We start from the raw sequence: 18,125 nt of genomic DNA, 5'->3' as shown, positions 1-18,125 counted from the left end.
GTTTGAAGGGGCAGCAGAGCAATGCAGCAACTCAATCCTTCCGAAATAAGTGAAATCATCAAGGGCCGCATCGAGAACCTCGATGTAGCCTCCCAAGCCCGAAACGAAGGCACTGTCGTCAGCGTGTCTGACGGTATCGTGCGGATTCACGGTCTCGCCGACGCTATGTACGGCGAAATGATCGAGTTCCCGGGCGGCGTTTACGGTATGGCACTGAACCTGGAGCAAGACTCCGTGGGTGCTGTCGTACTGGGCGCTTACACCTCTCTGGCTGAAGGCATGAGTGCCAAGTGCACCGGCCGCATCCTGGAAGTTCCGGTTGGTAAGGAACTCCTGGGTCGCGTGGTCGACGCACTGGGCAACCCTGTCGACGGCAAAGGTCCGCTGAACAACACCGAGACCGATGCGGTCGAGAAAGTTGCTCCAGGCGTGATCTGGCGTAAGTCGGTAGACCAGCCTGTACAGACTGGCTACAAGGCTGTCGATGCGATGATCCCCGTCGGCCGTGGCCAGCGTGAGCTGATCATCGGCGACCGTCAGATCGGTAAAACCGCTCTGGCGATCGACGCGATCATCAACCAGAAGAACAGCGGCATTTTCTGCGTCTACGTAGCAATCGGTCAGAAGCAATCGACCATCGCCAACGTTGCTCGCAAGCTGGAAGAAAACGGCGCTCTGGCCAACACGATCATCGTGGCGGCCAGTGCTTCGGAATCTCCTGCGCTGCAATTCCTGGCTCCGTATGCCGGTTGCACCATGGGCGAGTACTTCCGCGACCGCGGTGAAGACGCACTGATCGTTTATGACGATCTGTCCAAGCAGGCCGTGGCTTATCGCCAGATCTCCCTGCTCCTGCGCCGTCCACCAGGCCGTGAAGCTTACCCAGGCGACGTGTTCTATCTCCACTCCCGTCTGCTGGAGCGTGCATCCCGCGTTTCGGAAGAGTACGTAGAGAAGTTCACCAATGGCGCAGTGACCGGCAAAACCGGTTCCCTGACCGCATTGCCGATCATCGAAACCCAGGCTGGCGACGTTTCCGCGTTCGTTCCGACCAACGTGATTTCCATCACTGACGGTCAGATTTTCCTGGAATCGGCCATGTTCAACTCCGGCATCCGCCCGGCAGTGAACGCCGGTGTTTCGGTATCCCGTGTGGGTGGTGCCGCTCAGACCAAGATCATCAAGAAGCTCTCCGGTGGTATCCGTACCGCTCTGGCTCAGTACCGTGAACTGGCAGCATTTGCCCAGTTCGCCTCTGATCTGGACGAAGCGACCCGTAAGCAACTTGAGCATGGTCAGCGCGTGACCGAGCTGATGAAGCAGAAGCAATATGCGCCAATGTCGATCGCTGACATGTCGCTGTCGCTGTATGCCGCTGAGCGTGGGTTCCTGACTGACGTCGAAATCGCCAAGGTTGGCAGCTTTGAACAAGCGCTGATTGCTTACTTCAACCGAGATCACGCCGATTTGATGGCGAAGATCAACGTGAAGGGTGACTTCAATGACGAAATCGATTCTGGCCTGAAAGCCGGTATCGAGAAGTTCAAGGCCACCCAAACCTGGTAAGCCGCAGCGGGAGCCGCGAGGTTCCCGCTTGCTAACCTGATAGGTGTTACATGGCAGGCGCAAAAGAGATTCGCAGCAAGATTGCGAGCATCAAAAGCACGCAAAAGATCACCAGCGCCATGGAAAAAGTGGCGGTCAGTAAAATGCGCAAGGCTCAAATGCGCATGGCTGCTAGCCGTCCTTACGCGGAGCGCATCCGCCAGGTGATTGGTCATCTCGCCAACGCTAACCCGGAATACCGTCATCCCTTCATGATCGAGCGCGAAGTAAAGCGCGTCGGTTACGTCGTGGTGAGCAGTGACCGTGGTCTGTGTGGTGGCTTGAATACCAACCTGTTCAAGGCTTTGGTCAAGGACATGGCGAAGAACCGTGAAAACGGCGTAGAGATCGATCTGTGCGTGGTCGGCAGCAAAGGTGCGGCGTTTTTCCGCAACTTCGGCGGTAACGTCGTCGCTGCGATCAGCCACTTGGGCGAAGAGCCGTCGATCAACGATTTGATCGGCAGCGTCAAGGTGATGCTGGACGCTTACCTGGAGGGCCGTATTGACCGCCTGTCCGTGGTGTCCAACAAGTTCATCAACACCATGACTCAGCAGCCAACGGTCGAGCAGTTGATTCCGTTGGTCGCGACCCAGGATCAAGAACTCAAGCACCACTGGGATTACCTGTACGAACCCGACGCCAAAGAGCTGCTGGACGGCTTGATGGTCCGTTACGTGGAGTCGCAGGTCTATCAGGCGGTGGTCGAGAACAACGCGGCTGAACAGGCTGCGCGGATGATCGCGATGAAGAACGCCACTGACAACGCCGGTGATCTGATCAGCGATTTGCAGCTGATCTACAACAAGGCGCGTCAGGCAGCGATCACCCAAGAGATCTCGGAAATCGTCGGCGGCGCTGCCGCGGTTTAACGGTTCAAATATTCAGAGGATCCAGCTAATGAGTAGCGGACGTATCGTTCAAATCATCGGCGCCGTGATCGACGTGGAATTTCCACGCGACAGCGTACCGAGCATCTACAACGCGCTGAAAGTACAAGGCGCGGAAACTACTCTGGAAGTTCAGCAGCAGCTGGGCGACGGCGTAGTTCGTACCATTGCGATGGGTTCCACCGAAGGCTTGAAGCGCGGTCTGGACGTTATCGACAGCGGCGCAGCCATCTCCGTACCGGTCGGTAAAGCGACGCTGGGCCGGATCATGGACGTACTGGGCAACCCGATCGACGAAGCGGGCCCGATCGAGACCGAAGAGCGCTGGGGCATTCACCGTCCTGCGCCTTCGTTCGCTGATCAGGCTGGCGGCAACGACCTCCTGGAAACCGGCATCAAGGTCATCGACCTGGTTTGCCCGTTTGCCAAAGGCGGTAAAGTCGGTCTGTTCGGTGGTGCCGGTGTCGGCAAGACCGTAAACATGATGGAACTGATCCGTAACATCGCCATCGAGCACAGCGGTTATTCCGTGTTCGCCGGTGTGGGCGAGCGTACTCGTGAGGGTAACGACTTCTACCACGAGATGAAGGACTCCAACGTTCTGGACAAAGTAGCGCTGGTCTACGGTCAGATGAATGAGCCGCCGGGTAACCGTCTGCGCGTCGCCCTGACTGGCCTGACCATGGCTGAGAAGTTCCGTGACGAAGGTAACGACGTTCTGTTGTTCGTCGACAACATCTACCGTTACACACTGGCCGGTACTGAAGTATCCGCACTGCTGGGCCGTATGCCGTCTGCAGTAGGTTACCAGCCGACGCTGGCTGAAGAGATGGGCGTGCTTCAAGAGCGCATCACTTCGACCAAGGAAGGCTCGATCACTTCGATCCAGGCGGTATACGTACCGGCGGATGACTTGACTGACCCATCGCCAGCTACAACGTTTGCTCACTTGGACGCCACTGTCGTTCTGTCCCGTGACATCGCATCCCTGGGTATCTACCCAGCGGTCGATCCACTGGACTCGACTTCGCGCCAGCTGGACCCGAACGTCATCGGTCAGGAGCATTACGACACCGCTCGCGGCGTTCAGTATGTTCTGCAGCGTTACAAAGAGCTGAAAGACATCATCGCGATCCTGGGTATGGACGAGCTGTCGGAAACCGACAAGCAGTTGGTATCCCGCGCTCGTAAGATTCAGCGCTTCCTGTCGCAGCCGTTCTTCGTGGCTGAAGTCTTCACCGGTGCCTCGGGTAAATACGTTTCCCTGAAAGACACCATTGCTGGCTTCAAAGGCATCCTCGCCGGTGACTACGACCATCTGCCTGAACAGGCGTTTTACATGGTCGGCGGCATCGAAGAAGCGATCGAGAAAGCCAAGAAACTGTAATCCAGGCGCCCGGCAACGGGCGCTAATCAGGTTGAGGCAGGCAAATGGCTATGACAGTCCATTGCGATATCGTCAGCGCGGAAGGAGAGATTTTCTCCGGTCTGGTCGAGATGGTGATTGCACACGGTAACCTGGGTGATATCGGTATTGCTCCAGGTCACGCACCGTTGATCACCGATCTGAAGCCAGGTCCGATCCGCCTGATCAAGCAGGGTGGCGAAGCCGAGGTGTTTTACATCTCCGGTGGTTTCCTTGAGGTTCAACCGAACATGGTCAAAGTGCTTGCCGATACCGTGCAACGCGCTGCTGATCTGGACGAAGCCTCAGCTCAGGAAGCCGTCAAGGCTGCCGAGCGTGCTCTGAATGAAAAAGGCGCAGATTTCGATTATGGATCTGCTGCTGCACGTCTGGCGGAGGCCGCGGCTCAGCTGCGCACCGTTCAGCAAATTCGCAAGAAGTTCGGCGGCTAACCCCGAAGTCTCGTTGCGCGATTGAGTAAAAGGGTAGCCTCGGCTACCCTTTTTCTTTTTTCGGCTTTCTCGCCCGAATCATCAGCCTGGCTAATGTGGCCTGCTCGTCTGGAATCCCTTCATGTCTCTCGATATCGTCATTCTTGCTGCGGGTCAGGGCACTCGCATGCGTTCTGCTCTGCCCAAGGTGTTGCATCCTGTGGCCGGTAAATCGATGCTCGGTCATGTTATCCATAGCGCACGGCAGCTTTCACCCCAAGGCATTCATGTGGTTATCGGGCATGTCGCCGAGCGGGTCCGCGAGCAACTGGCCAGCGATGATCTGAGTTTTGTTCTGCAGGACAAACAATTGGGGACAGGCCATGCAGTCGCGCAAGCGCTGCCGGTATTGACCGCCGAAACCGTCCTGATTCTTTACGGCGACGTCCCGCTCATAAAAGTGGAGACCTTGCACCGCTTGCTTGCCTTGGTAAACGATCAGCAACTGGGCCTGCTGACAGTCACCCTGGATGACCCAACCGGCTACGGTCGGATTGTTCGTGACACGGAGCACCGCGTCACTGCCATCGTCGAGCATAAGGATGCAACGGAAGCGCAGAAGGCTATCAAGGAAGGGAACACCGGAATACTCGCAGTACCCGGCAAGCATCTGGCCGACTGGCTGGGCCGCCTTTCCAATAACAATGCTCAAGGTGAGTATTACCTGACCGATGTTATCGCGATGGCCGTCAGCGATGGCTTGGTAGTCGCCACCGCACAGCCTGAAGATGCGATGGAAGTGCAGGGCGCCAATGATCGTAAACAGCTTGCCGAGCTCGAGCGTCATTACCAGCAGCGCGAAGCCCGCCGACTCATGGCGTTGGGCGTCACCCTTCGGGACCCGGCGCGTTTCGACGTTCGTGGCGACGTCACCACGGGCCGCGACGTGATGATCGACGTGAACGTCATCCTTGAAGGCCGAGTGGTGATCGAAGACGACGTTTCGATTGGGCCAAACTGCGTGATCAAGGACAGCACCTTGCGCAAAGGCGCGATCATCAAGGCAAACAGTCACCTGGAAGGCGCAATCGTGGGCGAAGGCGCGGATGCGGGGCCTTTCGCTCGTCTGCGCCCAGGCAGTGTGCTCGACGCCCGCGCCCACGTGGGTAACTTCGTAGAATTGAAGAATGCTCATCTGGGCGAGGGTGCCAAGGCGGGTCATCTGACCTACTTGGGAGACGCAGTCATCGGCGCGCGCACCAACATCGGGGCAGGCACCATTACGTGCAACTACGATGGCGCCAACAAGCACAAAACGGTGACGGGCGAAGATGTGTTCATCGGCTCGAACAACTCGCTGATCGCTCCTGTGTATATCGCGTCGGGCGCGAGCACTGCCGCCGGCTCTGCCATCAATCAGGATGTACCCGCCGAACAGCTTGCGGTCGCCCGTGCGCGTCAACGCAACATAGAAGGCTGGAAGCGTCCGGTGAAAATCAAGAAAGACTAAGTTATCCACAGGTCTGTCCGGCTGCTTGCCAGACAAGCAGCCGATGCCGGGTGTTGAACGGATCCGTTCAAGCAAATCCCTGATTCCTTCTCTAGAAACGCCTCTCTCCCCCTTGACGTATATCTTTCGATGAGCTTTCATTGCGATCGTTAACTTTCGAATCGAAACTTAAGATCATCATGTCGAAACGTAATACGCCCCAGCGCCGCCATAACATCCTTGCTTTGCTCAATGAGCGGGGCGAGGTAAGTGTGGATGAGTTGGCCAAGCGCTTTGAGACCTCCGAGGTGACGGTCCGGAAGGATCTGGCTGCGCTCGAAAGCAACGGGTTGTTGCTTCGTCGTTACGGCGGCGCCATCCCGATGCCCCAGGAATTGATCGGCGAACCCGGCCAGCCCGTTTCCAGGTTCAAACAAGCCATCGCACGCGCGGCGGTTGCCCGCATTCGGGAACACGCACGGATCATCATCGACAGCGGCAGTACAACGGCTGCGATGATCCCGGAGCTGGGGTTGCAGCCGGGCCTCGTGGTGATGACCAATTCACTGCATGTCGCCAACGCGCTGGGTGAACTGGAGCACGAACCGGTCCTGCTGATGACCGGCGGCACGTGGGACCCGCATTCAGAGTCGTTTCAGGGCCAGGTGGCAGAGCAGGTGCTGCGTTCCTACGATTTTGATCAGCTGTTTATCGGTGCCGATGGCATTGATCTGACCCGCGGTACAACCACATTCAACGAACTGCTCGGCCTCAGCCGGGTGATGGCCGAAGTCGCCCGGGAAGTGATCGTGATGGTCGAGGCCGACAAGGTCGGGCGCAAGATTCCCAATCTGGAGCTGCCCTGGAGCAGCGTCCATACCCTCATTACCGATGACCGCCTGCCTCAAGAGGCACGCGAACAAATTCAGGCTCGCGGCGTAACCTTGATTTGCGCTGCTGTTTCCTAGGAGAAGACCATGTGTGGAATTGTCGGCGCTGTTGCTGAACGGAATGTGACTGCGATCCTGCTGGAGGGCCTCAAGCGCCTGGAATACCGGGGCTACGACAGCGCTGGCGTAGCGTTATTCAACAACGCCGGCGTGCTCGAGCGTCGTCGTCGAGTCGGCAAGGTGAACGAACTGGAGCGGGCTCTTGCCGGCGAACCGGTGACAGGACGCCTCGGCATTGCCCACACCCGTTGGGCGACCCATGGCGCGCCGCTGGAGCACAACGCGCACCCGCATTTCTCCAACGAGCAACTGGCGGTGGTGCACAACGGCATCATCGAAAACCATGAGCCGCTTCGCGAGCGCTTGAAGGGTCTGGGTTACGTGTTCACGTCTGACACGGACACCGAGGTCATTGTCCACCTGCTGCACCACAAACTGCGGGACACCCCTGACCTGGCCGCTGCCTTGAAGGCTACGGTCAAAGAACTGCACGGCGCGTATGGTCTTGCGGTCATCAGCGCACAGCAACCGGATCGCCTGATTGCTGCTCGCAGTGGCAGTCCGCTGGTGGTGGGTCTGGGCCTTGGGGAAAACTTCCTCGCCTCTGATCAGCTGGCGTTGCGTCAGGTTACGGACCGTTTCATGTACCTGGAAGAGGGCGACATCGCCGAGATCCGTCGCGACAACGTGCAGATCTGGGACGCCTCCGGCCGGCCTGTCGAGCGTGAGATCGTTCAGTACCATGAAGGCGCAGAAGCGGCGGACAAAGGCGAGTACCGCCACTTCATGCTCAAGGAAATCCACGAGCAGCCCAAAGTCGTGCAGCGCACCCTGGAAGGCCGTCTCGGTCAGCAGCAGGTGTTGGTGCAGGCATTCGGGCCGCAAGCGGCGGAGCTGTTCGCTAAAGTACGCAACGTACAAATCGTCGCCTGTGGCACCAGCTATCACGCCGGCATGGTCGCGCGTTACTGGCTCGAAGGCTTGGCTGGTATTCCCTGCCAGGTCGAGGTGGCCAGCGAATTCCGCTACCGCAAAGTCGTGGTCCAGCCGGACACACTGTTCGTTTCGATCTCCCAGTCCGGCGAGACGGCTGACACCTTGGCCGCGCTGCGCAACGCCAAGGAACTGGGTTTTCTTGCCAGCCTGGCGATCTGCAACGTGGGCATCAGTTCGCTGGTGCGTGAGTCCGATCTGACCCTGCTCACTCAGGCCGGCCCGGAAATCGGCGTCGCGTCGACCAAAGCGTTCACCACCCAGTTGGTCGCGCTGATGTTGCTGACGTTGTCACTGGGTCAGGTCAAAGGCACGCTGGAAGCTGGCGTGGAAGCAGAACTGGTTGAAGAACTGCGCCGCCTGCCGACCCGCCTGGGTGAAGCGCTGGCGATGGATACAACGGTGGAGAAAATTGCCGAACTGTTCGCCGAGAAGAATCACACCCTGTTCCTGGGTCGTGGCGCGCAATTCCCGGTGGCGATGGAAGGCGCGTTGAAGCTCAAGGAGATCTCCTACATTCACGCTGAAGCCTATCCGGCCGGCGAACTGAAACACGGCCCGTTGGCACTGGTGGACAGTGACATGCCTGTTGTCACCGTGGCACCTAACAACGAGCTGCTGGAGAAGCTGAAGTCCAACCTGCAGGAAGTGCGGGCACGGGGCGGCGAGCTGATCGTCTTCGCGGACGAACAGGCCGGGCTGGTCAACGGAGAGGGCACCCATGTGGTTTCCATGCCCCATATCCTCGATGCACTGACGCCGATTCTCTACACCATCCCGCTGCAACTGCTTTCGTATTACGTGGCAGTGCTGAAGGGTACGGATGTGGATCAGCCGCGTAACTTGGCGAAGTCTGTGACGGTGGAATAAGTTATCCACAGCATACTTTTATGTTTCCAAACAATAAAGGTTGTCACAAGGTAATAAAGGTTGTCACAGGCCTCTGCCCGACCGTTTGTCGGAGTAGAGGCCGCTTTCAAAATATAGGCTCACAATCCTCTAGGCACTGCTGTGACTGCAGTCCAGGCTCAACCCGCTCTTCATTTCCTAACGCGACATTCGTCCAGTGTCGTCCTGACCGAGCGGGTCGCCCTCTGATAAGCGACTCGTAAAATGACATCTCTACCAGATGCACGTGTGAAGCCCGCCACTTCGAAGCTGGTGACTCAGCTGCAAATCGATAGAAAAATTAAATTAGGGCGAGGCGAAGGGGTTAGAGAATCCTATCTCCCCTGGATCAAAATATGGGACATCAAATCGAGAGGGGTTTCCCATCTTGTACCTGGGGTGAAATTTCATCGCACCCATCATTTGCTTTCGAACGCCGAGCGTGACTATCTGATGATCCTTGAGCAAGATCCTTCCATCATCGACATCCGGGAGCAATTCCCACTTCTAACGCAATCCGACACGCGGGCGATCGCATCGAGTCTGAATTATCGCCATCCGGTTTACCCTGGTACTCAAGTCCCTTTCGTCATGACCACCGACTTTCTTATCACGTTCATCGATTCCACCGGAAAGGAAAGGTTGGCCGCCCGTTCTGTGAAGTATAGGAAGGAATTCGAGGACGCTAGTGTCAAGGAGCAAAATCGGATCGCGGAGAAGCTTGAGATCGAGGAAAAATATTGGGCGATAAGAAAGGTTGAATGGAAGTTAGTTCTTCATGAAAATCTTCCACAGTTCAAGATGGCAAACTTGGGTGTCCTTAGAACCTATGCGTTCATCCATCCCTCGCTGCCCACGGATAAGAACATAAATAATCTGCTCGAATTCATCGCTGGGTCTGAGACTGATAAACTGCCGTTAAAAGCGTTGTTAGAAAAAGCCTCGCGCGCAATATTTGTCGACTATATGGGCGTTAAACGTCTCTTTCATCACCTCCTTTGGATCGGCAGATTGGAAGCGGACCTCAACGCTGGCTTGATCAGTCTAACAAGCCCTTTACCCGTTTGGGGCAGCAAATCATTTTTCCCTGCTACACCATCCCTCGAGGTGCCGCGTCATGCTTAGTCTGGGAGTTAACTGCATCGTTTGCCCAGGTGAAGGATCAGAGCTATTCAGTAATCCGGTCAGAGTTCTGGGCTTTACTGATGATTTTGTCCTAGTAATTGAGTTGCGGACAAATCCGGCTAAGCCTCGGAAAGTTGAGAGATCCTTGCTCATCGAAGAGTTGGAAAACGGAGCGGCAGTCATCAATCTGGAGATGGTGCCGAAGCATCTGCTTCGCAGCGAGGATGATATAGGTGCGAATGAAAAAGCAAGCAGGGGAAAAAACTGGGCATTGGTGAGGGATCTGGTGGAAAACCAAGCGCCTCTCGATATTTTGTCTTCAAACTTCGGCGCACTAGTTGCTCAACACGCGATGTTGATGGGGGTTGATCGAAAACAGATTTATCGACTTCTCTACCGATACTGGAGCATGGGGCAAACACGTAATGCCTTCTTGTGGAATACAAGTGTGTGTGGAGGTCCCGGTAAGGAAAAAAGCCGTGCGTCTGGGATTATTCCGGGTCGACCTCTGAAATATCGTGGCGTGGTTGCGGATGACGGCGGTGCAATCATGCTCGAATCGCGGCATATGGCACATATCCGGCTGGCTTATGGACGCGTTGCCAGTGGCAGGTGTGGAACTTTAAAGAAAGCTCATGAATGGATGCTCAATAAGTTTTACATGTCCATCAAACCTGATGGCTCTAAGGGGAATCTAGTGCGAGGGACCTATCCGTCGGTCCATCAACTAAGTCATCACGGAAAGCTATTTTTTGATGAACTTTACAAACTTAAGACCCGTGGTGGAGCCGTTCGCTACAACAAAGATCACCGTCCGATCGTGGGGTCGGCCGCGCACGGTTTGGTCGGCGCTGGTCAACGGTACGAAATCGATTCGACAATAGCTGATGTTTATTTGGTTCATCGTGTAAACCGTTTATGGTTGATCGGTAGGCCAGTTCTGTACGTGGTGGTCGATACCTTTACTAGGATGATCGTAGGAGTGCATGTTGGCTTGGAAGGGCCCAGTTGGAATGGCGCTAGGCATGCCATTTACAATGCCTGCACGCCCAAGAAAGAATTTTGTAAGCGTTACAACGTTGAGATTGATGAGGCTGATTGGCCTTGCTCTCATCTGCCGGTCGAAATCGTTGCGGACCGCGCCGAGTTGCTCAGCGAGGCAGGGGAGACTATGACAAAAACTCTCGGTACCGCAGTTAAGATTCTTCCACCGTTTCGGCCGGATTGGAAAAGCATCGTTGAGAGTCGGTTCCGGCTGATCAATGACAGGCTTGACTTGAAGTTTGTCCCTGGCGGAGTTGATGCGCGAAAAATGGAGCGTGGTGATCGCGACTACCAACTCGACGCGATCTTCGATATTGATGAGTTCACCGAGATGGTCATCTTAGGAGTCCTAGCACACAACAACAGCCTTCGGATACCTCATCTCCTGAACCGAGAGATGATTGCCGCAGAAGTAGAGCCTACGCCAATCGCCGTGTGGAAATGGTCTATGGCCAACAGTTTGCTGAACTCAAAGGTAGTATCACCTGCAGAGCTTAAGATTGCGCTGCTGCCTTCGCAGGAATGTCGAATCAGCAGGAACGGCATCTATTTTCAGGGTGTGCAGTACACTTGTGAGACAGCCATCCGTTCAGGATGGTTGGAGCGGTCTCATAACTTTAAGACCAAGTACGTTAGGGTTTATTACGATCCAAACGCTGCGGAAAATTGTTGGATCAAGTCTGACGCAGGTTTCGAGTCGTTAACCATCGTTCCTCAGCAAAAGGCTAAGTATAGTGGACTTCGCATGGAGGAGGTCCTGGATATGATCAGTATTCTGAAGCAGGTCTCCCCTGACACCCTGTACGAGAGTGCCAACACCGGTGCTCTTCTCCAGGAACGTCAACAGGAAATCATTGACCGTGCCAAAGCCAAGCGCAAAGCTCAGGGGGACCCTAAATCCAAGGCAGAATTCAAGCGTGACAAGCGTTCGAAACGGGCGGCTGAAATTCAGAACGAGCGCGATCTCGACACTGCTGATCTTAATCAACTACGCCTTGTGGACAGCCTACCGGTTGCGGAGGACATGCCTAAGCCGTTGGCCGGGAAAACTGGTTCGGGCCGGAGTGCTGCTTTCCTGAAACTGGTGGTTAATGCAGACCACGAGGCCAATCATGAGTGACCGTAGATTTGCAACTGCCGAATACACTCCGACGGGGATCTCTCAATACGATGGAAATCCACTCATTGAGTGCCTTCCGAAGATTCTTTCAGACGTAGATGTCGTCCGACGAATCGGGAACATCCCTGCACGTCCTGATGAAGCTGAGCGGGGGCTGGACACGAAGCTCCGTGGTCATGGCTTAAATAGGTTGAAGGATGTCGTCGTACCTTTCGAGGTTCACCTGCGATTAGAGGATTTATTCAGTCAACTGATCCGGTATGGGTATACGGGGCGCAACCCGCTGGACGCATCGTCCGTAAGGCACAGGTTGCTTTCCTCTGCCGAGATCAAGGGTCATGGGTTCATGTCCACAGCAGAAACTGTGACCCTGATCGGATTGAGCGGAATGGGTAAAACAACCGCACTCAACTCCATTGCAAAATTGTATCCACAGGTGATCAGCCACAGAAAGTATAAACAGCAGATTCTCATTGAGACGCAGGTGGTATGGCTCAAGATCGAATGCCCACATGATGGCTCGCTACGAGGCTTTTGTGCTGCATTCTTCTCTTCTCTGGATGCAGCCTTAGGCGTCGAGAAATACTCAACCAAGAGAGCCACAGGTCGCAGCATCAGTGTGATGCTCCAACACATCAGTCAGCTATGTAAGACGTACTACATAGGCGCACTCATCATTGATGAGATGCAGCATCTCTGCTCTTCCCGAGGTGGTCAGGACCGCGAAAAGCTGCTCAACTTTTTCGTAACGCTATCAAACGACGCTGGTGTGCCGATGGTCTACGTTGGTACCAACGCTATGCTTCCGTTGTTTTCCGGGGTTTTGCGTAACGCTCGGCGAGCTGCAGGGATGGGGCCGATCACGTTCGACAGGTTCTCTGGGGATGACCCGTTTTGGGTTCATCTTGTGTCACAGCTTTGGGCCTACAACTGGACTAATGTTCCGGCTCCATTGACATTAGAACTTCACGCCAAGATCTATGACCTCACACAAGGAAACACTGATTTTCTGGTGAAGCTGCTCATGCTTGCTCAGCGCCATGCCATTTGGGAGAACATCGATTCGGTGACGCCGGGAGTATTGCAGCAGGTGTACGACAGCCAGATGAGGCTCCTGCACAAGCCCATTGAGGCGCTACGCAGTGGTGATCCACTGCAGATTGCTGATTTCGAAGACATGATGCCCACGAAGGACCAGATCGTTCAGATGATGAATTACGATCTAGCGCGCCGCGCAAGCCGAGCGCATCTTTCGTTGATTACGCAAGCCTCAGTGGAGCCAGTTGAGGCTGTAGAAAAGGCCGCAGCAGAGCTTGTCAGCAAACCGGTGGTCCCAGTTGCCAATGACTATGCTCCAAGCGCCTTTTTTTCTGAAAACGATGACGTGCAGACTCAGCTTGAACGGCGTGGCTGGGTGAACAAAGATGCCAGCTGGTGACTCGAATCGCGGGAGCTCAGATCAATGGAGCGCTTGTTGTTTTTTCCCCAGCCCTACCCCGATGAATCGCTCTACAGTCTGGCGGTTCGGTACCACAAGCTGATTGCGCACGAGAGCTACCGCCAGACTAGCCAAGAGCTGTTTGGCGGGTATTCTAGGACCTGTGGCTCCGTATTGCCGTGTTGTTTAGGTTCGTTATCGCAAAGACTAGACGCAGCGTACTCTGTTGATGAATTGATTGAACGCTTCACGCTCTTCCCGCTCTACCGGCCGTTCATAGACGAACCGAAGAACCGAGTCGTCAGGGCGACGATGGCTGGCAACTCCGGTTCGGGTTTGAAAATGAGCTTGGGTATCACAGCGTCGCGATTTCTCAAGCACGACTCATTCCGTTACTGTGAGAGCTGTACACGGGAGGACATTCAGAAATACGGGGTGCCTTACTGGCATCGGATTCACCAAGCCATTGGGAATTGCAGCTGCCCCCATCACGAGGAGGTACTTCACGCAATAACGTTTCCAGACAGGGCTGACTGGCGTTGCATGATGTTTCCGACCGAGGCGCACGGAGTGCCGGTAATGGAATCTGCTTGCGATGCAGCATCTATAACCATTTCGAAGATGCAGCTCTGGGGGCTAGAGCACCCATCGGAGGTTCAAGCTCTTCTGGCAGGAAGTTTTCTAAGTCACCGTCTGCATGACTTGGGGTTTACACGGGCCGGACGAATCAGGGAGACCGCACTGAAAGCATTCGTCACTGGACGACTCCGGTGCTGCCCTCTAGTGAATGAGTTTCAGGAAATCGCCCAATCCTGTGACTGGGTCCTACGACTGTTGCGCCCGCGCGGTAATGTCGTACAGCCGTTTAAATATTATGCTCTTTGCTGGCTGCTGGGTGCAGATCTGGAACAACTCAGACACTTCCACCCTGGACTTGATCCTGATCCATCATTTAAAGACAGGTCGAGGGACGATTATGGGATTAGCGGCGTTGACGAGATCGCTGTTGAGGCGCATCGATCAGCCTTTTTGAGGGGTACTGAACCCAAGTGTCATGACAAGCCTAGCTATACTTGGCTTTACCGTCACGATAGAGACTGGTTATCGCAATATGTGGAGGCTCATCCAATTCTCAGAATACGAGGACCTTTAGTCGATTGGAGAGCGAGAGACTCAGTCTTAGCACGAGACCTGGCGGAGGCAAATGATCTACTGCGGTCCGCTGAGGGTAAACCGCAGAAGATAACCCGCGCCGCGTTAGCCCGACAGGTACCGAATGACCACGATTTTTTGAGGCGGCCAGCTCTATTTCCAATAAGTATCAATCTGTTGAACGACCTCGTCGAATCTGACCATGATCACCAAATAAGAAAAATACAGTGGGCAGCTACAAACTATCAATTGACTATGGAGTGCGCGTTGAGCGTTGTATTCCGTTTTGCTGGAATTAGAATTCCCCGCGTTTCCAACGCCGAGATTTATCACATTCTCTCGTATGCGCGGTAGTTGATTTTAGGGAATTAAAGCTGTCGCAGGACCCGGTGGGATCTCACCAAACGGCTCTTGCCTAGCCTGTCGTCACCCATATGTGTGGACACCGATGTTGAATTGACCCAGTTGCCGAGGAGGTCCAGACCCAGTCTGATACTTCCTGAACCATCAGCTGTACTGAGGTTATGCGCTTCTGGTGGAGGGTCAACCTTGCTCCAGCACATGGGTCAATTTGGCACCAGCGCGAACATGCAAGCCAGATATTGGTTCGCTGGCCGCCCATGTAACGAATGCTGCACACAGCATCCTGGTTATGCTCGGACCGGAATCGCTTGAGCGAGCGCAGCGCCGGCAAGTTGTGCAGTGACTAATAGTCGATCCAAGCGTTGACCGTGACGTGCGCTGGCCGAAAGGTCCGGCATCGTGGTGCTGCCGAAGTCTGTCAACCGGTCAGCTTCTTGTTGGTAGCGTTCGGCGACAGTGTTTCTAATCACCTCTTGCGCAGCGCTATGGAGGCCGCAAGAGCAGCCTCCGGCGCTTCTATGTCGTTGCATCGAGTGCTTTCAACCATCATACAGCCAGTGGCTGGCGGATCGGTGACGTAAGCACGCGCGACTTGCTCCAATATTTGAGAGAGCGAAATGTCAACGGCCGGTCTGCCCAAGTATTGCCCAAGCGGCCGTTGCTTGCGGCTATAACATCGTTATTGCCACTGACCTATTGAGGGGGTTCAGACGGTTCAGATAAGTGGGACACTCGGGCCGCGGCTGCCTGAGCTTTTCCGCTCAAAGACTTTCCAGCAAACGCGGTCGTCTCAACGGTACCGAACGCCTCAACTGCAGATTCCTTGAAGAAGCTATTGTAGCCAGGCGATTGCTGGATTTTTTTTAGCTTTGCACGCGCAGCCGACTTTACTTTTTCACTTTCTTTCGTAGCCATGCCCATTACCCAAGGTTGCCCCACTTGTGCTTAGGTTAGCCTTCGCGGTCGGCATGTCAACGTGTCACGGCGTTAGTGATGTCGGTCCCGACTTTGCATCAACAGCTGACTTTGCGCTTGTACGTCCATCAAGCATCGGCTTGAGCGCTATGTGCTGGGCAATCAACGAGATACTCGGCGCATCAATAGAAAGAGGGTTTATGCTTTCGAAGTGGTCGTAATGACGTCCCAGCTACCATCCCGCGGCCTGACATTTCAGAGTAGTCAGCACAGCTCCGGTCATTGCGACAGATTCGCTCTTGGCTGACGGGATGAGGCCATCCGATGCATCGCTAATGCCTCGCTGAAATCAACACGCTATCAGTTCGTCTTCGACATGAATTCGTTGAATGCGTCCGGGTCGAATGGGATAGGTTCGCCGCTGTCCTCGCCGGCTATCAGTGCAGAGCGGATCGCCTCGGTAATATCAGATCGCTCCTGGTCACGGTGGATGAGCGCACGGATGCATTCGCTGTAGCTCGCGTACCGACCGGACTCAATCTGAGTCTTTATCCAGCGGTCTTGTGCATCTGATATGACGATGTTTTTGCGCACAGCAGCCATTTTAGAGCCTCCTGGTGAGGTACTGAGATGCTAACCCAATCATACCAGTGGCGCCTTTCGGTGATGTTCCCTTTTGATGCCGTGCTCACAAGTTGCCCCATCACTATACGTGCACGACGTTCTCGCTTTTCAAACGACCGATTTTGGCCGACTGCAGACGCGCTTAGTAGCCGTGGGCTATTGGCTATACAGTGAGTATTGTCGGCATCGAACTGTCTCTCCTCGGTAGTTGCAGAACTACCCGCGTCCTCCTCACATTTCAGCTGGAATAGCGTGGGCGAGGGCAACACTGGCCAGTTGGGCGGTGGCCAGGAGACGATCCAGGCTTTGTCCGTGACGCGCGCTGGCTGAAAGGCCAGCCATCGTGGTGCTGACATAATCCGCTAGCTGGTCAGCCTCTCGCGGGTAGCGCTCGGCAATGATGTTTTTGATCACATCCTGTGCAGCGACATGGAAGGTGCAAGCGGCCTCGCGCGCTTCCACATCGTTGCATCGAGTCCCCTCCAGCACCATACAGCCGGTGGCTGAAGGATCGGCAGCGTAGGCGCGCGCGGCTTGCTCCAACACCTGCGCAAGCGAAACAGCCAGCGGTCGACTCGTTCCGAGTATCTCCAATAACGGAATGGCGCCGGTCAGGGCATACCGATCAAGCACCCTTCTGTACAACTGCGCTTTGCTGCCAAATGCCGCGTAAAAGCTCGGCGGATTGATCCCGAAGGCTTTGGTGAGGTCGGCGACGCTTACGTCGTCATAGCCTCTGGCATGGAACAGGCTCTGGGCGGTAGCAATAGCCTGGTCAGGGTCGAACCGGCGAGGACGCCCACGTGCGGGTTTATCTGTAGTCACTATTACAAAATCCTTTGACAGGGTGGCGATTAATAAATGTAACATGCGCTACATTAATCAAGGGGTGCGTTCATGTCGAATTTCAAGAACAAGTCAGTGCTGGTGCTTGGCGGAAGCCGTGGAATTGGTGCAGCTATCGTCAGACGTTTCGCCGCCGATGGTGCCAAAGTAGCTTTTACTTATTCAGGTTCGCCGGAAGCGGCACAATCACTGGCTACCGAAACCGGCGCCAGTGCTTACTTAACAGACAGTGCCGACCGTGATGCCGTCATCGCTCGTGTTCGCGACAGCGGTCCGTTGGACATATTGATCGTAAATTCCGGCATTGCCATCTTCGGCGACGCGCTCGAGCAGGACCCGGACGCGATTGATCGGCTGTTCCGCATAAATGTGCAAGCGCCTTACCACGCCTCGGTGGAGGCAGCGCGACAGATGCCTGACGGCGGACGGATCATCGTAATCGGTTCGGTGAATGGTGACCGCATGCCGATTCCCGGCATGGCGTCCTACGCGTTGAGTAAATCCGCCCTTCAAGGAATGGCCCGGGGGCTATCCCGTGATTTCGGCCCGCGTGGAATCACGATAAATATTGTGCAGCCAGGGCCCATCGATACTGAAGCCAATCCAGCGAACGGTCCCATGAAAGACCTGATGCACAGCTTCATGGCGATCAAAAGACACGGTCGCTCTGAGGAAGTAGCGGGAATGGTGGCCTGGTTAGCCGGTCCGGAAGCAGGCTTTGTTACCGGCGCAATGCACACCATTGACGGCGCCTTCGGCGCCTGACATGCAGCCAGGCAGGTTCAACTGCCCGGCCTACTACGCGCTCAGCCTCCACAGTCGCCAGCGAGAGGCTGATTTGCTGGCG

At 55.3% G+C, this 18,125-nt stretch carries 14 protein-coding genes; 12 read left to right on the top strand and 2 right to left on the bottom strand.

The annotated features are described in order from the left end of the window. The first annotated feature begins 21 nt into the window (after positions 1-21). The 11 genes from atpA to SLW74_RS18580 all read left to right on the top strand — a co-directional run bounded on the left by atpA (position 22) and on the right by SLW74_RS18580 (position 14,884). The gene (atpA, locus tag SLW74_RS18630; RefSeq protein WP_410929740.1) at positions 22-1,566 is read left to right on the top strand and encodes a F0F1 ATP synthase subunit alpha; all 1,545 of its coding nucleotides are present in this window, start codon (positions 22-24) and stop codon (positions 1,564-1,566) included. A 50-nt stretch (positions 1,567-1,616) separates the two neighbouring features. Beyond that, complete coding sequence (gene atpG, locus SLW74_RS18625; protein ID WP_037016916.1) at positions 1,617-2,477, top strand: F0F1 ATP synthase subunit gamma; 861 nt, start codon at positions 1,617-1,619, stop codon at positions 2,475-2,477. A gap of 28 nt (positions 2,478-2,505) precedes the next feature. Beyond that, positions 2,506-3,882, top strand: coding sequence for a F0F1 ATP synthase subunit beta (atpD, locus tag SLW74_RS18620; RefSeq protein ID WP_065988059.1), 1,377 nt, complete (start codon positions 2,506-2,508; stop codon positions 3,880-3,882). A 44-nt stretch (positions 3,883-3,926) separates the two neighbouring features. Continuing rightward, a complete protein-coding gene (locus tag SLW74_RS18615; protein WP_037016911.1) occupies positions 3,927-4,352 on the top strand; it encodes a F0F1 ATP synthase subunit epsilon in 426 nt (141 codons plus the stop codon). Between the two features lie 121 nt (positions 4,353-4,473). Continuing rightward, positions 4,474-5,841, top strand: coding sequence for a bifunctional UDP-N-acetylglucosamine diphosphorylase/glucosamine-1-phosphate N-acetyltransferase GlmU (glmU, locus tag SLW74_RS18610; protein WP_410929739.1), 1,368 nt, complete (start codon positions 4,474-4,476; stop codon positions 5,839-5,841). Positions 5,842-6,017: 176 nt separating this feature from the next. Further along, a complete protein-coding gene (locus SLW74_RS18605) occupies positions 6,018-6,788 on the top strand; it encodes a DeoR/GlpR family DNA-binding transcription regulator (protein WP_208600742.1) in 771 nt (256 codons plus the stop codon). Positions 6,789-6,797: 9 nt separating this feature from the next. Continuing rightward, positions 6,798-8,633 carry a glutamine--fructose-6-phosphate transaminase (isomerizing) gene (gene glmS, locus SLW74_RS18600; RefSeq protein ID WP_410929738.1) on the top strand — a complete coding sequence of 612 codons (1,836 nt, stop codon included), beginning with the start codon at positions 6,798-6,800 and terminating at the stop codon, positions 8,631-8,633. Between the two features lie 243 nt (positions 8,634-8,876). Continuing rightward, entirely contained in the window at positions 8,877-9,776 is a 900-nt protein-coding gene (locus SLW74_RS18595) for a TnsA endonuclease N-terminal domain-containing protein (protein ID WP_346631409.1), read from the top strand. Further along, on the top strand, positions 9,769-11,940 hold the full coding sequence (locus SLW74_RS18590; protein ID WP_410929737.1) for a transposase: 2,172 nt from the start codon (positions 9,769-9,771) through the stop codon (positions 11,938-11,940). Before SLW74_RS18595 ends, SLW74_RS18590 begins: the two co-directional genes overlap by 8 nt. Then, positions 11,933-13,378, top strand: a complete 1,446-nt coding sequence (locus tag SLW74_RS18585) for an ATP-binding protein (RefSeq protein ID WP_410929736.1) — start codon at positions 11,933-11,935, stop codon at positions 13,376-13,378. Before SLW74_RS18590 ends, SLW74_RS18585 begins: the two co-directional genes overlap by 8 nt. Before the next feature lie 24 nt (positions 13,379-13,402). Continuing rightward, positions 13,403-14,884: a TnsD family Tn7-like transposition protein gene (locus SLW74_RS18580; RefSeq protein ID WP_410929735.1), complete on the top strand. Its 1,482-nt coding sequence runs from the start codon at positions 13,403-13,405 to the stop codon at positions 14,882-14,884. 1,284 nt (positions 14,885-16,168) lie between these two features. Here the strand turns inward: SLW74_RS18580 and SLW74_RS18575 are convergent. Together SLW74_RS18575 and SLW74_RS18570 are read right to left on the bottom strand one after the other, a co-directional pair. Continuing rightward, on the bottom strand, positions 16,169-16,411 hold the full coding sequence (locus SLW74_RS18575) for a type II toxin-antitoxin system ParD family antitoxin (RefSeq protein WP_346631406.1): 243 nt from the start codon (positions 16,409-16,411) through the stop codon (positions 16,169-16,171). A gap of 252 nt (positions 16,412-16,663) precedes the next feature. After that, positions 16,664-17,257 carry a TetR/AcrR family transcriptional regulator gene (locus SLW74_RS18570; RefSeq protein WP_410929734.1) on the bottom strand — a complete coding sequence of 198 codons (594 nt, stop codon included), beginning with the start codon at positions 17,255-17,257 and terminating at the stop codon, positions 16,664-16,666. A gap of 72 nt (positions 17,258-17,329) precedes the next feature. Here SLW74_RS18570 and bdcA point away from each other — a divergent pair, with 72 nt between their 5' ends. Then, complete coding sequence (gene bdcA / locus SLW74_RS18565) at positions 17,330-18,043, top strand: SDR family oxidoreductase (RefSeq protein ID WP_122535771.1); 714 nt, start codon at positions 17,330-17,332, stop codon at positions 18,041-18,043. Positions 18,044-18,125: the final 82 nt, after the last annotated feature.

This window comes from Pseudomonas sp. W5-36, from assembly GCF_046540455.1.
GTDB classification, from domain to species: domain Bacteria; phylum Pseudomonadota; class Gammaproteobacteria; order Pseudomonadales; family Pseudomonadaceae; genus Aquipseudomonas; species Aquipseudomonas graminis_B.
The sequence above is the reverse complement of the archived record's forward strand: the minus strand, read 5'-3'. Positions and strand labels throughout refer to the sequence as shown.

Excerpts from the sequence above, each read along its gene's own strand:
- atpA (WP_410929740.1), top strand. The coding sequence starts at position 22 with ATGCAGCAACTCAATCCTTCCGAAATAAGTGAAATCATCAAGGGCCGC.
- glmU (WP_410929739.1), top strand. The coding sequence starts at position 4,474 with ATGTCTCTCGATATCGTCATTCTTGCTGCGGGTCAGGGCACTCGCATG.
- SLW74_RS18615 (WP_037016911.1), top strand. The coding sequence starts at position 3,927 with ATGGCTATGACAGTCCATTGCGATATCGTCAGCGCGGAAGGAGAGATT.
- SLW74_RS18595 (WP_346631409.1), top strand. The coding sequence starts at position 8,877 with ATGACATCTCTACCAGATGCACGTGTGAAGCCCGCCACTTCGAAGCTG.
- atpD (WP_065988059.1), top strand. The coding sequence starts at position 2,506 with ATGAGTAGCGGACGTATCGTTCAAATCATCGGCGCCGTGATCGACGTG.
- atpG (WP_037016916.1), top strand. The coding sequence starts at position 1,617 with ATGGCAGGCGCAAAAGAGATTCGCAGCAAGATTGCGAGCATCAAAAGC.
- bdcA (WP_122535771.1), top strand. The coding sequence starts at position 17,330 with ATGTCGAATTTCAAGAACAAGTCAGTGCTGGTGCTTGGCGGAAGCCGT.
- SLW74_RS18585 (WP_410929736.1), top strand. The coding sequence starts at position 11,933 with ATGAGTGACCGTAGATTTGCAACTGCCGAATACACTCCGACGGGGATC.
- SLW74_RS18575 (WP_346631406.1), bottom strand. The coding sequence starts at position 16,411 with ATGGCTGCTGTGCGCAAAAACATCGTCATATCAGATGCACAAGACCGC.
- glmS (WP_410929738.1), top strand. The coding sequence starts at position 6,798 with ATGTGTGGAATTGTCGGCGCTGTTGCTGAACGGAATGTGACTGCGATC.
- SLW74_RS18580 (WP_410929735.1), top strand. The coding sequence starts at position 13,403 with ATGGAGCGCTTGTTGTTTTTTCCCCAGCCCTACCCCGATGAATCGCTC.
- SLW74_RS18590 (WP_410929737.1), top strand. The coding sequence starts at position 9,769 with ATGCTTAGTCTGGGAGTTAACTGCATCGTTTGCCCAGGTGAAGGATCA.